Below are 18499 nucleotides of genomic sequence, written 5' to 3'. Positions count from 1 at the left end.
TTTAATTAGAAAGTTACGTTTAATCCTACTGAATATACAGCTGGAATAGGATACACGCCATTATCTGCACCGCTTCCAAGTATATTTGCAACTTGCGGTTCAGGAGAATATCCACTCACTTTACTCCAGGTTTTTACATTCTGCCCGCTAACAAATAATCTTAATTTTTGAACGCCAACTTTGTTAAAGATTTGATTGTTGAAAGTATAACCGAGTTGAATGTTACGTAAGCGAAAGAAACTTCCTGACTCTAAAAAATAAGAGCTAAATAAAAGATTATTTCCTCTAGAGTCAATAATAGGCTCAATGTTTGAAGTTCCAGGGCCAGTCCAGGCATTCAATCTGTTGCTTTCATAATTAAACGGAGCGAAGTTAGCGGTACGACGTTGAGTATAGATTTTATTTCCTGCAACACCTTGGCCTTGAATTGTTGCGTCAAAACCTTTATAAGCAACTGATAACGTTAAACCATAACTGTAAGGAGGGAATGGAGTGCCTAAGTAAGTTCTATCTGCGGGTGTGATTACACCATCGCCATTGATGTCTTCATATGCGATGTCACCTGGCAATGAAGTTGGCAAATGAGCCTGCCTATCTAAATCAGCTGTTGATTGGTAGATTCCAACTTGTCGGTAGCCATAAAAATAACCGACTGAGTTACCGGTTTCGGTTAAATTTGCGCCTCCGTTACCAATAATTTGGAAGTTGCTGGTGTTACCAATTGAATTAACAATGTTTTTATTATAACTGAAGTTTCCAGAAACATTATAAGTAAAATCTTCTCCAACTTTATCACTCCAACCTAAACTAACCTCAAAACCTTTATTTGTTAATTTACCTAAGTTAGTGAAGTATGTTTTGTTTTCACCAGGTAATGTAAAGCTTGTTAAAATACCATCAGTTGTTTTGTTATAATAATTAATCTCAGCACTTAATCTGTTATTTAATGCTCTTAAATCTAAACCAATATCAAAACCTTCTACGATTTCGAAGTGCAGGTTCGGATCAGGAATATATGTATAATCTACAGCAGGATAAACATTTTCTCCGAATACAGCTGTTGAGGCTTGAGAAACCGTTTGTTGATATAAATTCGGATCAACACCTTTTGAGTTTCCTAAACGGCCCCAGGCAGTTCTTAATTTTAAGAAATCAATCCCTTTAAGATTGTTTTTGAAAAAATCCTCATCACTCACGACCCAGCCTAAACCAACACTACCAAATGTTCCCCATCGGTTTTGAGGGGCAAATCTCGAACTACCATCTCTTCTAATGGTTGCATTCAATAAATATTTGTTTTTAAAAGAATAACTTAAACGTCCAAAAGCACCTGCGTTTGATTCTTCAGCACCGCTTCCACCATTTGAAGTAATATTATCTCTGGCAATAACGTCTAAATACCATAAGTTTGAATCAAAAGGAACTTTCAATGTGGAGTCTGTTCTGGATCCACTTAATGTAGTACTTGAAGTATAAATAGATGTGAAACCGATCATTGCATTGATTCTATGATCTTCTTTAATTACTTTATCATAATTTAAGGTGTGATCTTGTTGGTATTTACGCCCCTCAAAAGTATTCTGACTAACCGAAGTTCTTGCAGTCGGATCTAAAAATGTTGACGTTGGAGTTGTTCCCTCACCAATGTTTACAACCGTATAAGGAAGTGGAGTATAACTTCTTGTGTTATTAAAGCCCAAGTCGGTGTATACCGTAGATTTCAGCGTGAAATCTTTTAAGAATTTAATTTCAGCAAATAAGCTACCATTAAATCTGTAACCTCTATTAATTGAAGTATTACGGTTACGTTCGATATTATATACAGCATTGCCCACAGATGTTCTTTGAAAGGATGGCATGAGGTTATACAAGCCAGCTCCATTATCAACGGGAACAATTGGAGCAGATCTGATCACTGTATTCAGAACATTCTCAGTTGGTTGGTTTCTAAAATGAAAACCTGTAAGGTCAGCACCAATTTTAATTTTATCAGTAATTCTGATTTCTTCGTTTAAACGAGCAATAAATTTTTGATAATTGTTGTATTTAATAACTCCATCCTGGTTATTATATCCTAAACTAACTAGTGTTGTACTTTTCTCGTTATTGTTAGAAATGCTTAATGAATTTGTACTTATTGCTGCATTTCTTAAAATTTCTTTTTGCCAGTTGGTATCACCATTATAGTTTGTGAAATCAAACGGTGCAGCACCAGCATTGGCCAAAGCCGCAGAATATAATTTTTTAAAACCTGCAGCATCTACTACATCGATTAATTTATTAACGTGTTGTATACCATAGGTAGTTTGAAAATTAACAGTTGTTTTGCCTCTTGCAGCCCTTTTAGTTGTAATAGCTATCACACCGTTTGCACCTCTTAAACCGTAAATAGCAGTTGAAGATGCATCACGTAATACATCAATTGTTTCAATATCATTAGGATTTAAATAGTCAATATTATCCTGTAATAATCCATCTACAACATATAAAGGGTCAGCATCTTTGGTACTTGCTATACCCCTTAAACGAACAGTTGGAGATGAGCCTGGTGATCCTGCATTAGAAATCGTCATCCCGGGAACTTTTCCCTGCATCGCTGCTATTGGGTTAGTTACTGCAAATTTCTCAATTTCTTCTCCTTTAACACTAGAGATAGATCCAGTTACATCTTTCTTCCTTTGCGTACCATAACCAACTACAACAACTTGCTCTAATTCTTTAGAAGATGACAACAAAGTGATATCAATTGTAGTTCGATTGTTAACAGCAACCTCTTGCGTTACATACCCAATGTAGGTAAATACTAAAGTTGCGTTTGCCGGAGCACTGATGCTGTACGCACCAGTTGCATCTGTTTGTGTACCTGTTTGTGTTCCCTTTACTAACACGCTGACGCTTGGGATGGTTGACTTATCGTCTCCATCAATTACCCTACCTTTAATGGTAATGTTTTGCGCAAATGCTACGTTAATTGCGAGTAAACAAAATAGTGCCAGAACAGAAATTCTTGTAAAAATTCTTTTCATGCTTTATGATTTTAGTTTAATTGTTAGCATAAAAGTGAGGTAGTTTTTCTGCATGTGCAAGCAGGTTTACCTCTACATTAATACATCAAATATGAAAGTGAGGTATCTCAAAGTATAAAACCATATGGGGATTTAGGCTAAAAACGCAGTTTTTTTAGTTTCAACTGGGTAATTACCAATACACAAGTGTACAATATACACGAAGGCCTTTGTAGGGGGTAATTTTTAATTTATGAGAGGTAATGATGTAGTGATTAAAAAGCGTTTTCTATACAAATCAATAAAAATTTGTGTTTTATGCAAACGTTGCCAGACCCCTTTAGAAGGAGAGATTATAACTCCATCAAAAATTCTGTTAGATTTTTGTCATGCGGAACCTCGAGTTTTTTTCGTAACCGGTATCTCCTGATTTCTACTCCACGTAAACTAATATTTAATAGTGAAGACATCTCTTTGCTGCTCATATTCATTCTTAAATAAGCGCAAAGTTTTAAATCGTTTGGAACAAGGTCAGGATGTTGGGCTTTTAGCTTTTTAAAGAAACTTTCGTGTGCTTCATTAAAACTGTTTTCAAATAAATTCCAATCCCTCTCATCATTCATTCCATCGTTAATTACCTTTTGAATCTTACGGGTTTGATCTTCAGAAAGCTTTTTGCCATTTTCATCTTTAAGCTTGGTAATTTCATCACTCAACTTTTGTAACAACTCATTTTTATAAACCAAAGTCATGGCTGAATTGGCGAGTTCTCTATTTTTAGAAGCAAGCTCTGCCTGTAGTTTTTCCGTTTGCAGCCTGGCAATCTGTTTTTCATTGGCCTCGGTTTCCTGTTTTAGAATTTCTTCTTGTTCTGCTTGTAACCTGTCGCTTATTTTTTGACTATCTTTTCTGAGCTTATTTTCATAAAGCCTTTTTCCTACAATTAAAACAATGATAAATAAAACAGAATACACAATAATGGCAAAATTATTTAAATACCAGGGGCGTAAAATGGTAAATTCAAAAGTTGTAATATTACTTACCGATGAATCATCAATTTTGGCCCTGACCATAAATTTGTAATTTCCGCTACTCAGGTTGGTAAAATCTTTTTGTGTTGCGTAACTCCAATCAGACCAATCTTTAGAATAGCCCTCAAGATAATATTGAAACTTAAGTTTTGCTTGCCGGTAATAAGGTAGTGAGAAAGATATTCTGATATTATTTCTACTGTAGGGAATTTCTGTTTCCTGATTGTGATTTCCCGTTTCGCTGATGGTGAAGTATTTATCAGTGATATCATCAATTCTTCTGATTAACACAGCTGGTAAAGTCTTTTTTGCTAGCGATTGACTTTGTGCTTTATTATAAATCACAAAACCATCATCTACACTAATGAGGTATATGGAATTGCTAATCTGGCTGATATTCTCATAATATTGAACCATTCGTCCATCCAAAAGACTGAATTGATTGGAATCAATGTCTATTTTACCTGGTTCGGAAAAGTTAACTAATGATGTTTTTCCATGATTAATAAACCAGTATTTTTTATTGCCGGCGTCAATAATTTTGTTGGATGTAGCAAAGGAGCCAAGTTTTTTATTCAAAACCTCGTAAGGTGTAAATTTATTGCTTAGCTCATCATAAGTGTAGAAGCCATGATCGGATGAAAATACGATCTTATTCTCCAGGTTGAATATATTAATGTTGTAATTGCCGGGAAGGCCATTGTTTTCATCAAAATAAGTTATGCTTGTAACTTTGTTATAGCTGTTATTCAAAGTTACTTTATACAATCCTTTATAGGCGTGTGCCACCCAGATATCTCCTTTATGGTCTTGTTCAATAAATCTTGATGGAGCATCAAAACCAGATATTTTCGTTATAAATGCTAAACCCGACATTGTTTTTTGGTATAATGATAATCCCGTATAGGTTCCCTGGATAAAGTAATTGGGTGTAGAATTTAGCTTTTTGATGGTCCAGCCACCATTTATCGTTGAAATCTGGCTAATCTTGTCGCCTAAAACTTTGAACGTTCCATTGTTATGGCCACAGATTAATTCATTATTTACAATGGCAAGTTCCCAAACCTGCCCCTGAGAATTAGGTATTAATTTAAAGTTAAAGGGTGTTAGTTCGCCGTTTGATGACCAGTCACTATAAAACAATCCTTGATTTGTTCCCAAATAAATTTTATTTCCGAAAATAATGCTGGAGTAAACCGTGCCAAACTGCCCTGTTTTATCGAAGTAGAAATACAGGGGAGAGTTTAACTCAATCCTGTCGATCCCGTTATCTAAACCAGTCCATAAATTTTGCTCATCATCCGCATAAATACTAAGTACGGTATTGTTTTGTAATCCACTTGATTTGTTAATCCTTTGAACAACTTTCCCATCTTCATCTATTATAATTAATCCATTTAAAATGGTGCCATAGACATAATATTTATCTAATAACTTAACTCCGTTATTTAGTTGATAAGTTTTGAGGTAATTATTTGCTGATGTAATTAGAGGGCTGAAATCACTTCCATTGAAAGTAAACAATCCATTTTTACTTGTGCCAATAATTAAACCACCATTTTTATAAGGTAAAATGGATAGAATGCCTTGTTTGCCGAGCTTTTCACTGTTCGGAATGAATGTTAGTTTGTTACCTTTTAACTCGAACAAGCCTTTATCTAAAACTTCAATAAAATACCTGGTATTGGCTTTGTGTAAGAAGAGAAACGATGATGGCGCCTTAATAATTTCAATTTTATTATTCTTGTAGATGAATATTCTGGAGAAGGACTGAAAAATTACCCGGTCTTTATCTACATAGATTTTCCAGATTTCATCAGTTACTTTGTTTCCTTTTGGCAAAAGTGTAGTGAGTGATTGATAGCTTAATTTGTTGCTTGAATATGACCAGTAACCAAATTCCCCAAAACTTCCGGTGTAAATTCTGCCTTTGCTATCTGTAGCCACAGATCGTACGATTTGCCGGTTTGGCATCTGATATTTCTGCCAATATCTTCCATCGAAGGTTAAAAGCCCCTCCGCATTTCCGAAGTACATTACGCCGTTTTTATCTTTTGCGATACTCCAATTCTGGTTGCCTGAAGCATACACCGATTTTGGATAGTTCTCTATATAGGGAACACCGATGCTTTTAATATCAGCAGCATATAGAAAATTAACCGAAAAGAAAAGAAATATGAATAAACGTAAAAGTTTCAGCATAAAATGGAATCTGGTTAAGCCATTGTTACGCAAAGTAAATGAAAAAATGTTACACCTGCACGTCTTTCCCGCTGATGCGGAAATCCAATGCCGTTATTTGAGCTTTTAGAGTGGCCGTCAATTGCTGAGAAGCATAGCGACGAAGCAATCTTTTTTATGTTTGCGTCTCATTACTCACATGACTGAAAAAAGGATTGCTTCGTTTTGTTCAGCAATGACGAGCAAGTTTGGGAATCTATGCGATGTTTAAACAAGCGGAAGGCTTTAGGATTCCTTATTGCAGTACCTTTTTACAACAACAAAATCAGCAGTAAACCAAGTATAATGCCTGTAGCTGAGGGATTTACTTCGTAGCTGCTTCGCGGTCTTCACTGCGTTCAGAACGACAATTGCTTTTTGTTTCTCCCTGACTTAATAAATGTTGGATTCCTACCTGTTTGGGAATGATAGCATCAAGCGTGGCCTGAAAAATAATTAACTTACCAATTCACTTTTTTTAGCCACTGGTTGTGGCACTTTGACATAGTAACCGGTTCCATCATACGGACGTTTGCGTGGGTTGATAATACATGCAGTTGAGCAACAACCTTGCAACTGTTCTCCACACTCATCACACTGTGTAATGTGCTCATTACATTCCGGATTTGCACAGTTAATCATTTTTGGAGTGGTTTTGCCACAGTTATAGCAAACAGATACTACTGTTGGATTTACATTGTTCACATCAACCGCAATGCGGTTATCGAAAACATAACATTTACCTTCAAAATCTTTACCACCAGCTTCCTTGCCATATTTTATAATGCCACCATGAAGCTGATAAACATCATTAAAACCATGATGTAAAAGTAATGCAGATGCCTTTTCGCATTTTATACCACCAGTGCAATAGGTTAAAATCTTTTTGTCTTTATATTGTGCTAGCTGATTAATTTGCTCAGGAAAATCTCTGAAATTCTCGATATCAAGTGTGATCGCATTTTTAAATTTCCCGAGGTTGTGCTCGTAATTAGAACGGACATCTAAAATCACGACATCTTCCTCGTCTTTCATTTTCATGAAATCAACAGGTTCCAGGTGTTTACCCGTTTTTTCAGTAGGATTTATAATAGATTTATCTCTCAAACCAGAATGAACAATTTCTGATTTGTAACGGCAATGCATTTTTAAAAAAGACGGTTCTTCAACGTCATCAATTTTAAATTCTGTTTTGGCAAAACGTTCATCAGCATGAATAGCTTTCATGTAAGCATCGCAAGATTCCGGAGAACCTGACACAGTACCGTTTAAGCCTTCATCAGCAACGATGATCCGGCCAACTAAATCTAATGATTTACAAAATTTAAGGTGATCGGCAGCAAATTGCTCTGCCTCTGCTATGTAACTATAGCAATAGTAAAGTAGTGTTTGATATTTTTTCATAACGCTGTTGATACCGTTGCAAACGGCGTTTAAAGCGGGGCAAAGATAATAAAAAAAGGTTTAAGGTAAAAGGTTTAAGGCGTAAGGTTTACCTTTAAGCTTAATGCCCTTTCTGAGGTTTAAGGTAAAAGGTTTAAGGCGTAAGGTTTACCTTCAAGCGTAATACCCTTCTGAGGTTTAAGGTAAAAGGTTTAAGGCGTAAGGTTTACCTTCAAGCGTAATACCCTTTCTGAGGTTTAAGGTAAAAGGTTTAAGGCGTAAGGTTTACCTTCAAGCTTAATACCCTTTTGAGGTTTAAGGTAAAAGGTTTAAGGCGTAAGGTTTACCTTCAAGCTTAATACCCTTTCTGAGGTTTAAGGTAAAAGGTTTAAGGCGTAAGGTTTACCTTCAAGCGTAATACCCTTTTGAGGTTTAAGGTAAAAGGTTTAAGGCATAAAGTTTACCTTCAAGCTTAATGCCCTTTCTGAGGTTTAAGGTAAAAGGTTTAAGGCGTAAGGTTTACCTTCAAGCGTAATGCCCTTTCTGAGGTTTAAGGTAAAAGGTTTAAGGCGTAAGGTTTACCTTCAAGCGTAATACCCTTTTGAGGTTTAAGGTAAAAGGTTTAAGGCATAAAGTTTACCTTCAAGCTTAATGCCCTTTCTGAGGTTTAAGGTAAAAGGTTTAAGGCGTAAGGTTTACCTTCAAGCGTAATGCCCTTTCTGAGGTTTAAGGTAAAAGGTTTAAGGCGTAAGGTTTACCTTCAAGCTTAATGCCCTTTCTGAGGTTTAAGGTAAAAGGTTTAAGGCGTAAGGTTTACCTTCAACCTTCATACCCTACACCTTCCACCTTATTAAAACCCGTAGCTAATTCTGAAACCCTGGGTTAATTTACGTGCGCCATCATAGGCGAAACCATAACTGGCTCTTAAAACCAAACGCTGTAAGCCAAAATAAAATTCTTTGTAATTTCTTTTTTCAGGCGATGATAAATATCCTCCTCCTATAAATTCTTCTAGCTTTGCTTTACGCAATAGTGGTACTTTATTTAAGAAAAAACCAGAAAAATTATGTTCTAAATGCGCCTCAAAATATTGTTGATTGGTGCTAAACTGATAGAAATCTAAATATTGAAACTTCCTTAAGTTAGGTGGAAAGATGGTGGAAATATTACCTGCAAAATGTTTGTAATCCGGGTAATAAAGTTTGGAATTATTTAAAAATTTTCCGGCACCAACAAGAAATGATGTATATCCCCATAGGCCAAGTCCAATTCTGTCTTGAAGGATCTCCACTTTAGCAAAATCATAATCAACGTTACTACCTAAAACATTATTAAACCCTTTTTTATAAAGAACGGTAATTCTTGGGAATAGAGATTCGGTATAAAATTTCCCGTCGGGGCGAGTGATATATTTCTGCCCGATGGTATAAGTTAAGCTAGCCGTGGCACTGAAAGATTTATACGTTGGAAATAAAGGTGTTTCTACCGTAGGTGTAAAAGGATTATTTGAAGTGAACTCGCGATCCTCTACATCAAAAAATTTAAAATCTGTGCTGTTTTCCAGTGTTTTGTTTTTACTGTAATCCAAACTCAGGTTTCCCTGGAGTCCGGTTGCCAGTTCGCGTGATGTATAAAAATTGATAAAGCTTTTCTCATAGAATTTAGGGAAATTCTTTTCGTACAACAATGAGTTGATTGTGTTTCCGAGCGCTGTCATAGAGCCCAAATTATTTAAATCAAAAATCCCGTTTCCGAAAGAGCCGCCAATGGATGCACGTTTCAAAGGATTGTAATAATAGTTTCCAGTTAAACTTCCGGTTAATTTTTGATTGGCAAAGCCATATCTGAATTCTGGCCTGATGGAATATGAGCGTCTGTTCTCAAAGTCTTTTCTATACGTCACTCCATATTTAATGGCAAAACCTTCAACAGTATTATAAAATATGGATTTTAACACAGGGTCAAAGCTCCAATATTCTTTATCATACCGATCATTTTTGCTATAGCCCCTCAATAATAATTTACCAATACCAAACTTGTTATTCTCCTTCTCAAGCGAATCGAGGTAATGTTTTGACTCTTTTAACTTCGCAATACTATCTTTTTTAACGTAGTTCAACTTTTCATCCGGAGTTAAAGGAATTGGACGGTTATTGGTCCAATAACTCGAGTCTTTCTTGTTCACCATTTCTGTAATCTTCAGGATTTCGCCACTGAAGAAATTTTTAGGAAAGTTAGGATTCAGGTTATAATTGCTGTAAATCCCGACAAAATATCCTTCTATTTTAAATCCCAATACATTACCGGCAAATTGAAAGTTTATAGCTGTTGGCATATAAGTGTTTTCAACCTTTGTAAACTGTTGGTTAATGTTGAGTGTATCTATGAAGTTAATACCGGCTTTTTCAGTTAAATAAACATCAGTATTGTAAATTCTCCAGCTTTCATCAAGAATGTAAATGTATCCTCTAAAAACCGGATCATTTTCTCTTCGTGGAATTACCTGTATTTTGTGGATGGTTTCTCCGTTTTCCTTTGATTCTCCCACAAGTTTATACCTGTAATAAAACAGGGCATTATCAGCAATTGGGGAGATAAATCCTCTTGCACTAAGTGTGTTTTCCAGAAGGTAATTGTCATAAAAATTGATAACCAAATCTGATGCTTTATTAAAACTGAAAGCATTGTTTCTACCCGCAACCTTAGAAGAAATCATTTCCTCATGAATATCATTCGGACGGCGGAAGTTGAATTTACTTTGAGATTCTGATAAATAAATGATTCCTCTTCGGTTGGTATCCAACTCCAAAACCTTTTGTATATCACGCCCGAAAAACTTTTTCGGAGCTCCTCTTAATCTTTGAACGCCCTTTATATAAACATCACAACTGAAAGCATTGACCTCTTTTAAGTGAACTTTACGTTGTTTTATTGCTTTTCTGATGATTTCATAAGCCGGATCTTCAGCATTAGCTTTAATGGTTACATTATTAAGTGTGTAACTTTCAGATGCTAGTGTGATATTGTGGGTTAAATCTCCGGTTACTTTAATCGTTTGATCTTGTTGTTTATAACCAATTGCTCTGTAACTAATAATATGTTCACCTTTATTAAGATTGATGGCATATTTGCCATCAACGTTTGCAGATGTACCAATGGTAGTGTTTTTTAAATACACCGAGGCAAAAGGCACCGGTTGTCCACCTGTATCCTTAATTGTTCCTGTAACTGTATATTGCTGGGCAATTACCAGGTTAGTCAGGCCACAAAAAAGGATGAGTGCGCAGATTTTGATCATAAGTATTAATTAGTAAGCTATAAATATCGAATAAGTTTTAAGACTATACATATAGTTATATGTTAAAGTTTGTTAAGTTGATTAAAAAATAAGTTAACTGGTAATTTTTTTGATATTTTTTTAAACTAAAAACCTTTTTATGCAGTGCATCAAACGTTTGTTTTCAAATTATAAGTCCGAAATATGGGTTTTTAAAGCTGTGAGAAGTTTTTTTTATAACTTTGGAAATAAATAAAAATACTTATAAAACCATGTATAAAACTCTTAAACCTGTTCTCCAAAAGGAACTTGAAGAAATCGAAAACGCCGGGTTATTCAAACGCGAACGTGTAATCATTACTCCTCAGGGAGCAGATATTAAAGTTACCGGTGGAGCAGAAGTAATAAATTTTTGCGCTAATAATTATTTGGGGCTTTCATCTCATCCGAAAGTAATTGAAGCAGCAAAAAAGGCTATCGATGATCATGGTTATGGAATGTCTTCAGTTCGTTTCATTTGCGGAACTCAGGATGTGCACAAAGAACTTGAGGCGAAAATCTCTCAGTTTTTAGGTACTGAAGACACCATTTTATACGCTGCAGCATTTGATGCCAATGGTGGAGTATTTGAACCATTGTTTAATGCTGAAGATGCCATTATTTCTGATGAATTAAATCATGCTTCAATTATTGATGGGGTAAGATTATGTAAGGCGCAACGCTTCCGTTATAAAAACGCAGACATGGAAGATTTAGAGAAACAATTAATTGCGGCGAAAGATTGCAGACACCGGATCATAGTTACAGATGGTGCATTTTCTATGGATGGCTCCGTTGCACCTTTAGATCAGATAGCTGATTTAGCAGATAAGTACGAAGCATTGATCATGATTGATGAATCACATTGTTCTGGCTTTATTGGTAAAACAGGACGAGGAACGCATGAACATTTCAATGTAATGGATCGTATTGATATCATTACTGGAACGTTAGGGAAAGCATTAGGCGGTGCTTCCGGAGGTTTTACATCAGGTAAAAAAGAAATTATTGATATGTTGCGCCAGCGTTCACGTCCATATTTATTCTCAAACACGTTGGCACCGGCAATTGCAGGAGCCTCTATTGCTGTGTTAGATATGTTAAGTGAAACCACATCATTAAGAGATAAATTAGAGCGCAACACGAAATACTTCCGTGAAAAAATGACTGAAGCCGGTTTCGATATCAAACCAGGTTTCCACCCGATTGTTCCGGTAATGCTTTATGATGCAAAAATTGCTCAGACCTTTGCAGCAAAAATGCTCGATGAGGGAATTTATGTGATTGGATTTTTCTATCCTGTTGTTCCTCAGGGAAAAGCAAGAATACGTGTTCAACTTTCTGCTGCGCATGAACAACATCACTTGGACAAAGCCATTGCTGCTTTTACTAAAGTTGGAAAAGAACTGGGTGTAATTTAATACTCAAATACTATAAATTTTTCGAAAGCCGCTTCTATGCGGCTTTTGTTGTTTCGGGTTCATTTTCTTTTATAATGATATTGTAAACAGAATTTTTGAACCCGCTAACACTAATTTTTTCAGATTATTTGCCGTATATTTGAAGCCATGTTACAGGATAAAATAACACAATACACTGAAAAGATTAATGCTTTTGTAACTGAAAAAGCAGATGAATTAGAACAGTTCCGCATAAAATACTTAGGAAGTAAAGGCGTAATCAAAGAGATTTTTGACGAATTTAAATCCGTATCTGTTGAAGAAAAAAAATCATTAGGTAAGGTTTTAAACGAATTTAAGCAACTTGCCGAATCAAAATATTTGACTTTAAAAGAATCAACTGAAAATTCAGTACAAAAAACAGAGAAAGCGGAATTAGATTTAACCCTTCCGGGAGAAGGCTTTGAAATCGGTTCCCGGCATCCATTGGCATTAGTTCGCAGAGAAATTGTAGAGATTTTTGCCAAATTGGGCTTTACTGTTGCTGAAGGACCTGAAATTGAAGATGACTGGCACAACTTTTCTGCTTTAAATTTTCCTGAAGAGCATCCGGCAAGAGACATGCAAGATACCTTTTTCATTAAAAAAGGTGGAGAAAAGGGCGATATCGCTTTGCGTACACATACATCATCGGTACAGGTTCGTATGATGGAGCAGGGACAGCCACCTTTCAGAGCGATTATGCCTGGTCGTGTTTATCGTAATGAAGCCATCTCTGCCAGAGCACATTGCTTTTTTCATCAAGTAGAAGGTTTATATGTAGATGAAAATGTATCATTCGCAGATTTAAAGCAAACTTTATTTTATTTCGTACAGGAGCTATACGGGGAAGGTACAAAAGTGCGTTTTCGCCCGTCATATTTCCCTTTTACTGAACCATCAGCAGAGATGGATATTTCCTGTACCATTTGTAAAGGCGCCGGATGTCCGCTTTGTAAATACAGCGGTTGGGTAGAAATTTTAGGTTGTGGTATGGTAGATCCAAACGTGTTGGAAAATTGTGGTATTGATTCGAAAAAATATAGTGGTTTTGCATTCGGTATGGGAATTGAACGTATTGCCAACCTGAAATATGAAATTAAAGATTTACGCTTGTTCTCTGAAAATGATGTTCGTTTCCTGAAGCAATATAAATCAGCCTTAATTTAATAATGAGGTATTTATACAGCATATTATTCGCTTTAATTCTTTTTACCAGCTGTGGTAAGCAAGAAAATTACATTCCTGATGTGCCTGTAAATTACAACGTCACACTTACAGAGTTTAGCCTGAAAGCCGTAAATAATGTTCTTTTGGTGGCAAATAATGGCATAGCCGGATTAATGATTGTAAAAACTCCACTTGGGGGCTTTGTGGCTTTTGATCGTTGCAGTACAGTTAACCCCGATAATAAGTGTAAGGTTGTTCCTGACGATACCGGATTAACGGCTACTGATCCTTGTTCGGGTGCAAAATTCTTGCTGCTTGATGGTAGCCCACAAAAAGCCCCGGCAGAAAGAACCTTAAAAACATACAGTGTTTCCTTACAAGGCAATACGACATTAAACGTTAGAAATTAATGGAAGCTGAAAAAATTAAAGATACAGTTAAAAAAGCTGCCAAAGAACTTTTTAGAAAATACGGTTACCACAAAACAAGTGTTAATGAAATTGCTAAAAAAGCAAGGATAGCAAAAGCTACCATATATAAATATTTTGAAAGTAAAGAGCAGGTTTTAGATAGTATTCTGATGGATTATCTGGATCAAAACCTTCACGAAATTCTTCATAATAAGGTAAGTTACGCTTCAGAAGAAGAACACCTGAAGGCTTTAGTGATGAAGACAAGCCGCTTATCTTTCACTGCCTGTAATGAATTTATCGGTTGGGATTTTGTTCGTGAAAATGCAAACTCGCAAGAGTTTTTAAAACACCTTTCCGATCAGTTGGAGGCATTGTTACTAGCTGCTTATCTGGAGTTAGATAATTTTAAGAACAATCCGGCCAGAAGAGAAGGACTTGCCTTTTTGCTTAAAGCCAGTAAAAGTATTGTGTTTTCTTTTGCTTTTACATCGGTAAGTGATTCTGATGTGCGCAAAAACTTTGTGAGTTTTCAAAAGGAAATACTCCCGTTTTTGGTAAAGGCGGCGCTTTAATAATCTAAGAGACTATAATTGCTGTTCGTAATAATCTTTCTTTTTAAACTTTTGAATGGTTCTTTTTATTTTACCATTTGAAAGTTTTTGAGTGATCACGGTTACATCATCTCCAATGCTCGAATCTTCAATTACGGATGAAACTTCTGTTAAACCATTTTTTGCCCCAATTGCATAATTGATTGATTTATGATAACAACACCCATCTTTATGATTGATGGTAATTTGTTTCAGGTTTTTATTAACCTCAAACATCCCTAAATTTTCACTGGCGAGTTTGGTTAATTCTTTATTTAAAAAAAAGTTATCCCCTTTTGCTAGGTATATGTCGTAAGATGGACTTGCATAAGAACCATTACTTCCGTTTCTAATCGCAATATCTTCTGCGCCATCAAAATTAAAATCTCCAAAAATCAAAGGACTTTGATACTTTCCAAGTTCTAACCAGCCAATTTTTGCATTTTGTTTCTCTGTTAATCCAAAATCTAAATCAGCAGAATGAAATGTTTGAATTTCTTTTTCGGTTATTTGATCATATAGAATAATCGTAGCTTTCCCGCCGCAGGAACCGTCACTACAATCTGCAACAAAAATCTTTGCTTTATATTGATTAGAACTGTTATTAGCCAGGAATTTGAATTGAGCATTAGAAGAATACCCTGAAATTAAAAATATAACTATTAAAAGATATTTCATTGGAGATTTTTAACAAAAATACTCCAATAACTTCTGGTAAAAAGTTAAAAAAGGTTAACGTATTCTCTTTCTGTTTTTAATATACTCCTTAACAGCTGCTTTTGTAGTAAGCCAATCTTTGCCTTCTTTATAAGCATCAATTTTACCCTGCCTGGCTAATAAACTAACATATTCCTGCCCGTAGGGAACATCCGGCTCTGAAACTATAGAAGATATTGGTTCATAATCACCATAATTATTTCCTGGCAAAGCATTAATATACATGTTTAATGAGCGCTCAACAGCCTGAAGCATTAATAAGCAAAGTTTGTGGTAACTCCCTTTGTTAGCCTGATTTAAGGATTCATAGTATTTTTTTCTATCAGTTTTTAAAATAATGGCTGGTGGAAATCCTTTTCTCATTAATAATAAATTCATGGCCAACCTTACTGTACGGCCATTGCCATCAAAAAATGGGTGTATCCAAACAAATTTATGATGGAAAATTGTGGTTAATACAATATCATTTAACCCTAAAGGATTATCGTTTACAAAAGAAATCAACTCATCTAAAAAATCAGAAACTTTATTGGCATTGGGCGGCGTAAAGTTTGCTCCAACAATACGTACCCCACCATTTCTTAACCTGCCGGCAAAATCATCTTCAATGCTCCTTAAAACCAAACCATGGAGTGATAATAAATCTATGCTGCGTAACGAGTAACTTTCTTTTACTAAGGTGTATAAATAATCTATTGCTTTTTCATGATTAAAAACTTCAAAATGTTCTCTCAATGATTTTCCTTTAACGGTAATTCCTTCCTGGAGAACCATTTGAGTTTCCTGCAAACTTAATGTGTTTCCTTCGATGCTGTTAGAGTTATAAGTCCATTCCAGGCTTAAATCTGTTTTGATTCTTCGAAGTGCGCTTTCAGGTAATGGTCTTGAAGAATCAAGCTTTGCTTTTTTCTGATACAACCGCTCAATAACAGGATGTAGTTCTTCCAAATCTTGTAAATCAAAATTCCACATACCCAAATGTACTAATATCGTTTCGGATTAAAAAGTATTTCATCCGATATTAAAAATATAAACATAAAAAAAGCCGGAATAAAATCCCAGCTCAAAAAATATTTTCTCAAATTTTATTCCCATTTAAATACTTTTACGGCAACTGCATAAATACCTATCCCCCAAATTAAAAGAATCATAATTTGAAATTTAACATCCCATAAACCTAAACCTTCAAAAGCCACTTTACGCATGGCATCATTTAAATAGGTAAGCGGTAATGCTCTGCTAATGGGTTGTAACCAACTTGGAAAAGCTTCAATTGAAAAGAAAGTTCCCGATAGTAAAAACTGTGGCAGGGTTACAATGTTCGAAATAGGAGGCACCATACTTTCATTTTTTGCAATGCCTGAGATAATAAAGCCAAAGCCCATAAAAACAATTATTCCCATGGTGGCCAGTAGCAACATATTAATAACCGTGGCAACGCCATGAACAAGTGTGAAGCCGAAAAAGAAATGGCCAATTAAAATGATAAACAACGCCCCGATTAAAGCAAAACCTATTCTGGCAATTCCTTCTCCAATTACAATGCTTGATCTTTTTACTGGTGTAGCAAAGAAACGTTTAATAACTAACGTTTGGCGTAAGCTTAAAAAAACGAATGCGGTACCAAAAACACCAGTACTCAATAAAGAAAAACCAAGCTGGCCAGGTAAAATAAAATCGATGGTTTTATATTCACGCCCTACAATTGTATTCTCTTTAATCTCTGCAACTGAGGGTTTTAAAGTTTTATCATAGAAAACATTATTGAGCACAGATTTTAAAATTCCGCCTTTATCTCTTGATGCTGAAGTATAAACCACATTCACCGAATAAGCCGCCGAATTCACTTTTCTATGTACATCAATCATGGCATCGATATTTCCTTTTTCCAACAGTTTATCAAAATCAGCTCTTGATTTATCCATTACCAACCTGATCATGCCTGTTTTACTGAGCATGGTAATTACAGGATTGCTGATGTCTGAACCTGGTGTAACGCCAACATCAATGCGTGTTCCGCCGCCACCTAAAAAGCCAAATACCAAAATGAATATCAAGGGGAAGGCAAGGGTGAAAACCACTGCCGATGGGCTTCGCATAATAGAACGAAAACTAGCTTTGGCCAATGCCAATGTTGCTGTTGTGTTGCTGTAACTGCCTAGCTTCCTGAATGGCGCTTTTTCCGTTTCAGCGTTTAATCCCTCCGTCTCTAAAGAAGAACCTGAATTTCCAGTGTTCATATATATTGTTTAATGTTTAAATGTTATTTTCGCCTCTTCTGTAGTTCCTCTACAGGATAGGGGATATTACTCTCTCCACTCTTTGCCTGTAAGGTTGATGAAAACATCTTCCAGATTGGCTTTTTTTACCTCTTTTTTACGTTCAAAGCCACTGTTTACTAAATTGTCAATTAGGTTGTCAGGTGTATCAAGTGCAATGATTTGACCACGTTCTACAAAGGCAACACGATCACAAAGTTGCTCTGCTTCATCCATATAATGTGTGGTAATCACTACTGTTGTGCCTGCATTTCTGATTTCAGTAATCAAATCCCAAAGATTTCTCCTCGCTTGGGGATCCAAGCCTGTGGTAGGTTCATCAAGAAAAATAATTTTAGGTTGGTTGATCAGAGTGGTTGCAATGGAGAAACGTTGTTTTTGCCCGCCAGAAAGTGCCTTGTATTTTGCTTTGGCTTTATCTTGAAGGTTTACTTTTTCCAGCATTTCCATAGGTTTGATGTTAGCGCCATACAAACCAGCAAAAAGCTCAATTAATTCGATGAGATTCAGGTTTGGATAATATCCTGCGGCCTGTAGCTGAACGCCAATGATTTGTTTAATATCCTGAGCTTGCTTATCAACCGAAAAACCATCCACTATGATTTCGCCTGAAGTTTTATCCCTTAAAGTTTCAATGATTTCGAGTGTTGTTGTTTTTCCTGCACCATTTGGTCCGAGCAAGCCGAAAATCTCGTTTTCATAAACTTCAAAACTTAAGCCTTGTACGGCTACAAAATCATCGTATTTTTTTACCAGATCTTTAACACTGATGATGGCCTTTTTTATTTCCATGTTGCGAATGTAAGGAGCTTTAAATGAATAGAAAATGAATTTTATCAGTTTCGTGCAAAAATGTCGGTAAAACGATGTTTTATTAAGGTAAAAAATACGTTTAAACAAAATCTGCGAATCCTGGGCTTAAGTTTAGCCGCAGAT

The 18499-nt window shown here is 35.8% G+C and carries 12 protein-coding genes; 4 read left to right on the top strand and 8 right to left on the bottom strand.

Annotated elements, in window-relative coordinates:
- Positions 1 to 5 precede the first annotated feature (5 nt).
- The 4 genes from DU508_RS18105 to DU508_RS18090 form a co-directional block, all read right to left on the bottom strand.
- Positions 6 to 3026 carry a SusC/RagA family TonB-linked outer membrane protein gene (locus tag DU508_RS18105; RefSeq protein ID WP_115404179.1) on the bottom strand — a complete coding sequence of 1007 codons (3021 nt, stop codon included), beginning with the start codon at positions 3024 to 3026 and terminating at the stop codon, positions 6 to 8.
- Between the two features lie 332 nt (positions 3027 to 3358).
- Positions 3359 to 6238, bottom strand: coding sequence for a ligand-binding sensor domain-containing protein (locus DU508_RS18100; protein ID WP_115404178.1), 2880 nt, complete (start codon positions 6236 to 6238; stop codon positions 3359 to 3361).
- Positions 6239 to 6712: 474 nt separating this feature from the next.
- The gene (trhO, locus tag DU508_RS18095; RefSeq protein WP_115404177.1) at positions 6713 to 7660 is read right to left on the bottom strand and encodes an oxygen-dependent tRNA uridine(34) hydroxylase TrhO; all 948 of its coding nucleotides are present in this window, start codon (positions 7658 to 7660) and stop codon (positions 6713 to 6715) included.
- A gap of 829 nt (positions 7661 to 8489) precedes the next feature.
- A complete protein-coding gene (locus DU508_RS18090) occupies positions 8490 to 10937 on the bottom strand; it encodes a DUF5686 and carboxypeptidase regulatory-like domain-containing protein (RefSeq protein ID WP_115404176.1) in 2448 nt (815 codons plus the stop codon).
- A gap of 251 nt (positions 10938 to 11188) precedes the next feature.
- Between DU508_RS18090 and kbl the strand changes: the two genes are divergently transcribed.
- The 4 genes from kbl (at position 11189) to DU508_RS18070 (ending at position 14549) form a co-directional block, all read left to right on the top strand.
- Entirely contained in the window at positions 11189 to 12376 is a 1188-nt protein-coding gene (kbl, locus tag DU508_RS18085) for a glycine C-acetyltransferase (RefSeq protein ID WP_115404175.1), read from the top strand.
- Between the two features lie 147 nt (positions 12377 to 12523).
- Positions 12524 to 13564, top strand: a complete 1041-nt coding sequence (pheS, locus tag DU508_RS18080; protein ID WP_115404174.1) for a phenylalanine--tRNA ligase subunit alpha — start codon at positions 12524 to 12526, stop codon at positions 13562 to 13564.
- Between the two features lie 2 nt (positions 13565 to 13566).
- Positions 13567 to 13974 (top strand): Rieske (2Fe-2S) protein, encoded by a 408-nt coding sequence (locus tag DU508_RS18075; RefSeq protein WP_115404173.1) that lies wholly within the window; start codon positions 13567 to 13569, stop codon positions 13972 to 13974.
- Positions 13974 to 14549 carry a TetR/AcrR family transcriptional regulator gene (locus DU508_RS18070; protein ID WP_115404172.1) on the top strand — a complete coding sequence of 192 codons (576 nt, stop codon included), beginning with the start codon at positions 13974 to 13976 and terminating at the stop codon, positions 14547 to 14549. Before DU508_RS18075 ends, DU508_RS18070 begins: the two co-directional genes overlap by 1 nt.
- A gap of 12 nt (positions 14550 to 14561) precedes the next feature.
- Here DU508_RS18070 and DU508_RS18065 read toward each other — a convergent pair whose 3' ends face one another.
- The 4 genes from DU508_RS18065 to DU508_RS18050 all read right to left on the bottom strand — a co-directional run bounded on the left by DU508_RS18065 (position 14562) and on the right by DU508_RS18050 (position 18355).
- The gene (locus tag DU508_RS18065; protein ID WP_115404171.1) at positions 14562 to 15245 is read right to left on the bottom strand and encodes an XAC2610-related protein; all 684 of its coding nucleotides are present in this window, start codon (positions 15243 to 15245) and stop codon (positions 14562 to 14564) included.
- A 54-nt stretch (positions 15246 to 15299) separates the two neighbouring features.
- Positions 15300 to 16256: a Fic family protein gene (locus tag DU508_RS18060; protein WP_115404170.1), complete on the bottom strand. Its 957-nt coding sequence runs from the start codon at positions 16254 to 16256 to the stop codon at positions 15300 to 15302.
- Between the two features lie 113 nt (positions 16257 to 16369).
- Positions 16370 to 17524 (bottom strand): ABC transporter permease, encoded by a 1155-nt coding sequence (locus DU508_RS18055; RefSeq protein ID WP_115404169.1) that lies wholly within the window; start codon positions 17522 to 17524, stop codon positions 16370 to 16372.
- Between the two features lie 66 nt (positions 17525 to 17590).
- Positions 17591 to 18355 (bottom strand): ABC transporter ATP-binding protein, encoded by a 765-nt coding sequence (locus DU508_RS18050; protein ID WP_115404168.1) that lies wholly within the window; start codon positions 18353 to 18355, stop codon positions 17591 to 17593.
- Between the last annotated feature and the right edge of the window lie 144 nt (positions 18356 to 18499).

This window comes from Pedobacter chinensis, from assembly GCF_003339865.1.
GTDB classification, from domain to species: domain Bacteria; phylum Bacteroidota; class Bacteroidia; order Sphingobacteriales; family Sphingobacteriaceae; genus Pedobacter; species Pedobacter chinensis.
The sequence above is the reverse complement of the archived record's forward strand: the minus strand, read 5'-3'. Positions and strand labels throughout refer to the sequence as shown.

Coding starts and splice junctions, on each gene's coding strand:
- kbl (WP_115404175.1), top strand. CDS start 11,189: ATGTATAAAACTCTTAAACCTGTTCTCCAAAAGGAACTTGAAGAAATC.
- DU508_RS18055 (WP_115404169.1), bottom strand. CDS start 17,524: ATGAACACTGGAAATTCAGGTTCTTCTTTAGAGACGGAGGGATTAAAC.
- DU508_RS18075 (WP_115404173.1), top strand. CDS start 13,567: ATGAGGTATTTATACAGCATATTATTCGCTTTAATTCTTTTTACCAGC.
- pheS (WP_115404174.1), top strand. CDS start 12,524: ATGTTACAGGATAAAATAACACAATACACTGAAAAGATTAATGCTTTT.
- trhO (WP_115404177.1), bottom strand. CDS start 7,660: ATGAAAAAATATCAAACACTACTTTACTATTGCTATAGTTACATAGCA.
- DU508_RS18065 (WP_115404171.1), bottom strand. CDS start 15,245: ATGAAATATCTTTTAATAGTTATATTTTTAATTTCAGGGTATTCTTCT.
- DU508_RS18100 (WP_115404178.1), bottom strand. CDS start 6,238: ATGCTGAAACTTTTACGTTTATTCATATTTCTTTTCTTTTCGGTTAAT.
- DU508_RS18090 (WP_115404176.1), bottom strand. CDS start 10,937: ATGATCAAAATCTGCGCACTCATCCTTTTTTGTGGCCTGACTAACCTG.
- DU508_RS18050 (WP_115404168.1), bottom strand. CDS start 18,355: ATGGAAATAAAAAAGGCCATCATCAGTGTTAAAGATCTGGTAAAAAAA.
- DU508_RS18105 (WP_115404179.1), bottom strand. CDS start 3,026: ATGAAAAGAATTTTTACAAGAATTTCTGTTCTGGCACTATTTTGTTTA.
- DU508_RS18070 (WP_115404172.1), top strand. CDS start 13,974: ATGGAAGCTGAAAAAATTAAAGATACAGTTAAAAAAGCTGCCAAAGAA.
- DU508_RS18060 (WP_115404170.1), bottom strand. CDS start 16,256: ATGTGGAATTTTGATTTACAAGATTTGGAAGAACTACATCCTGTTATT.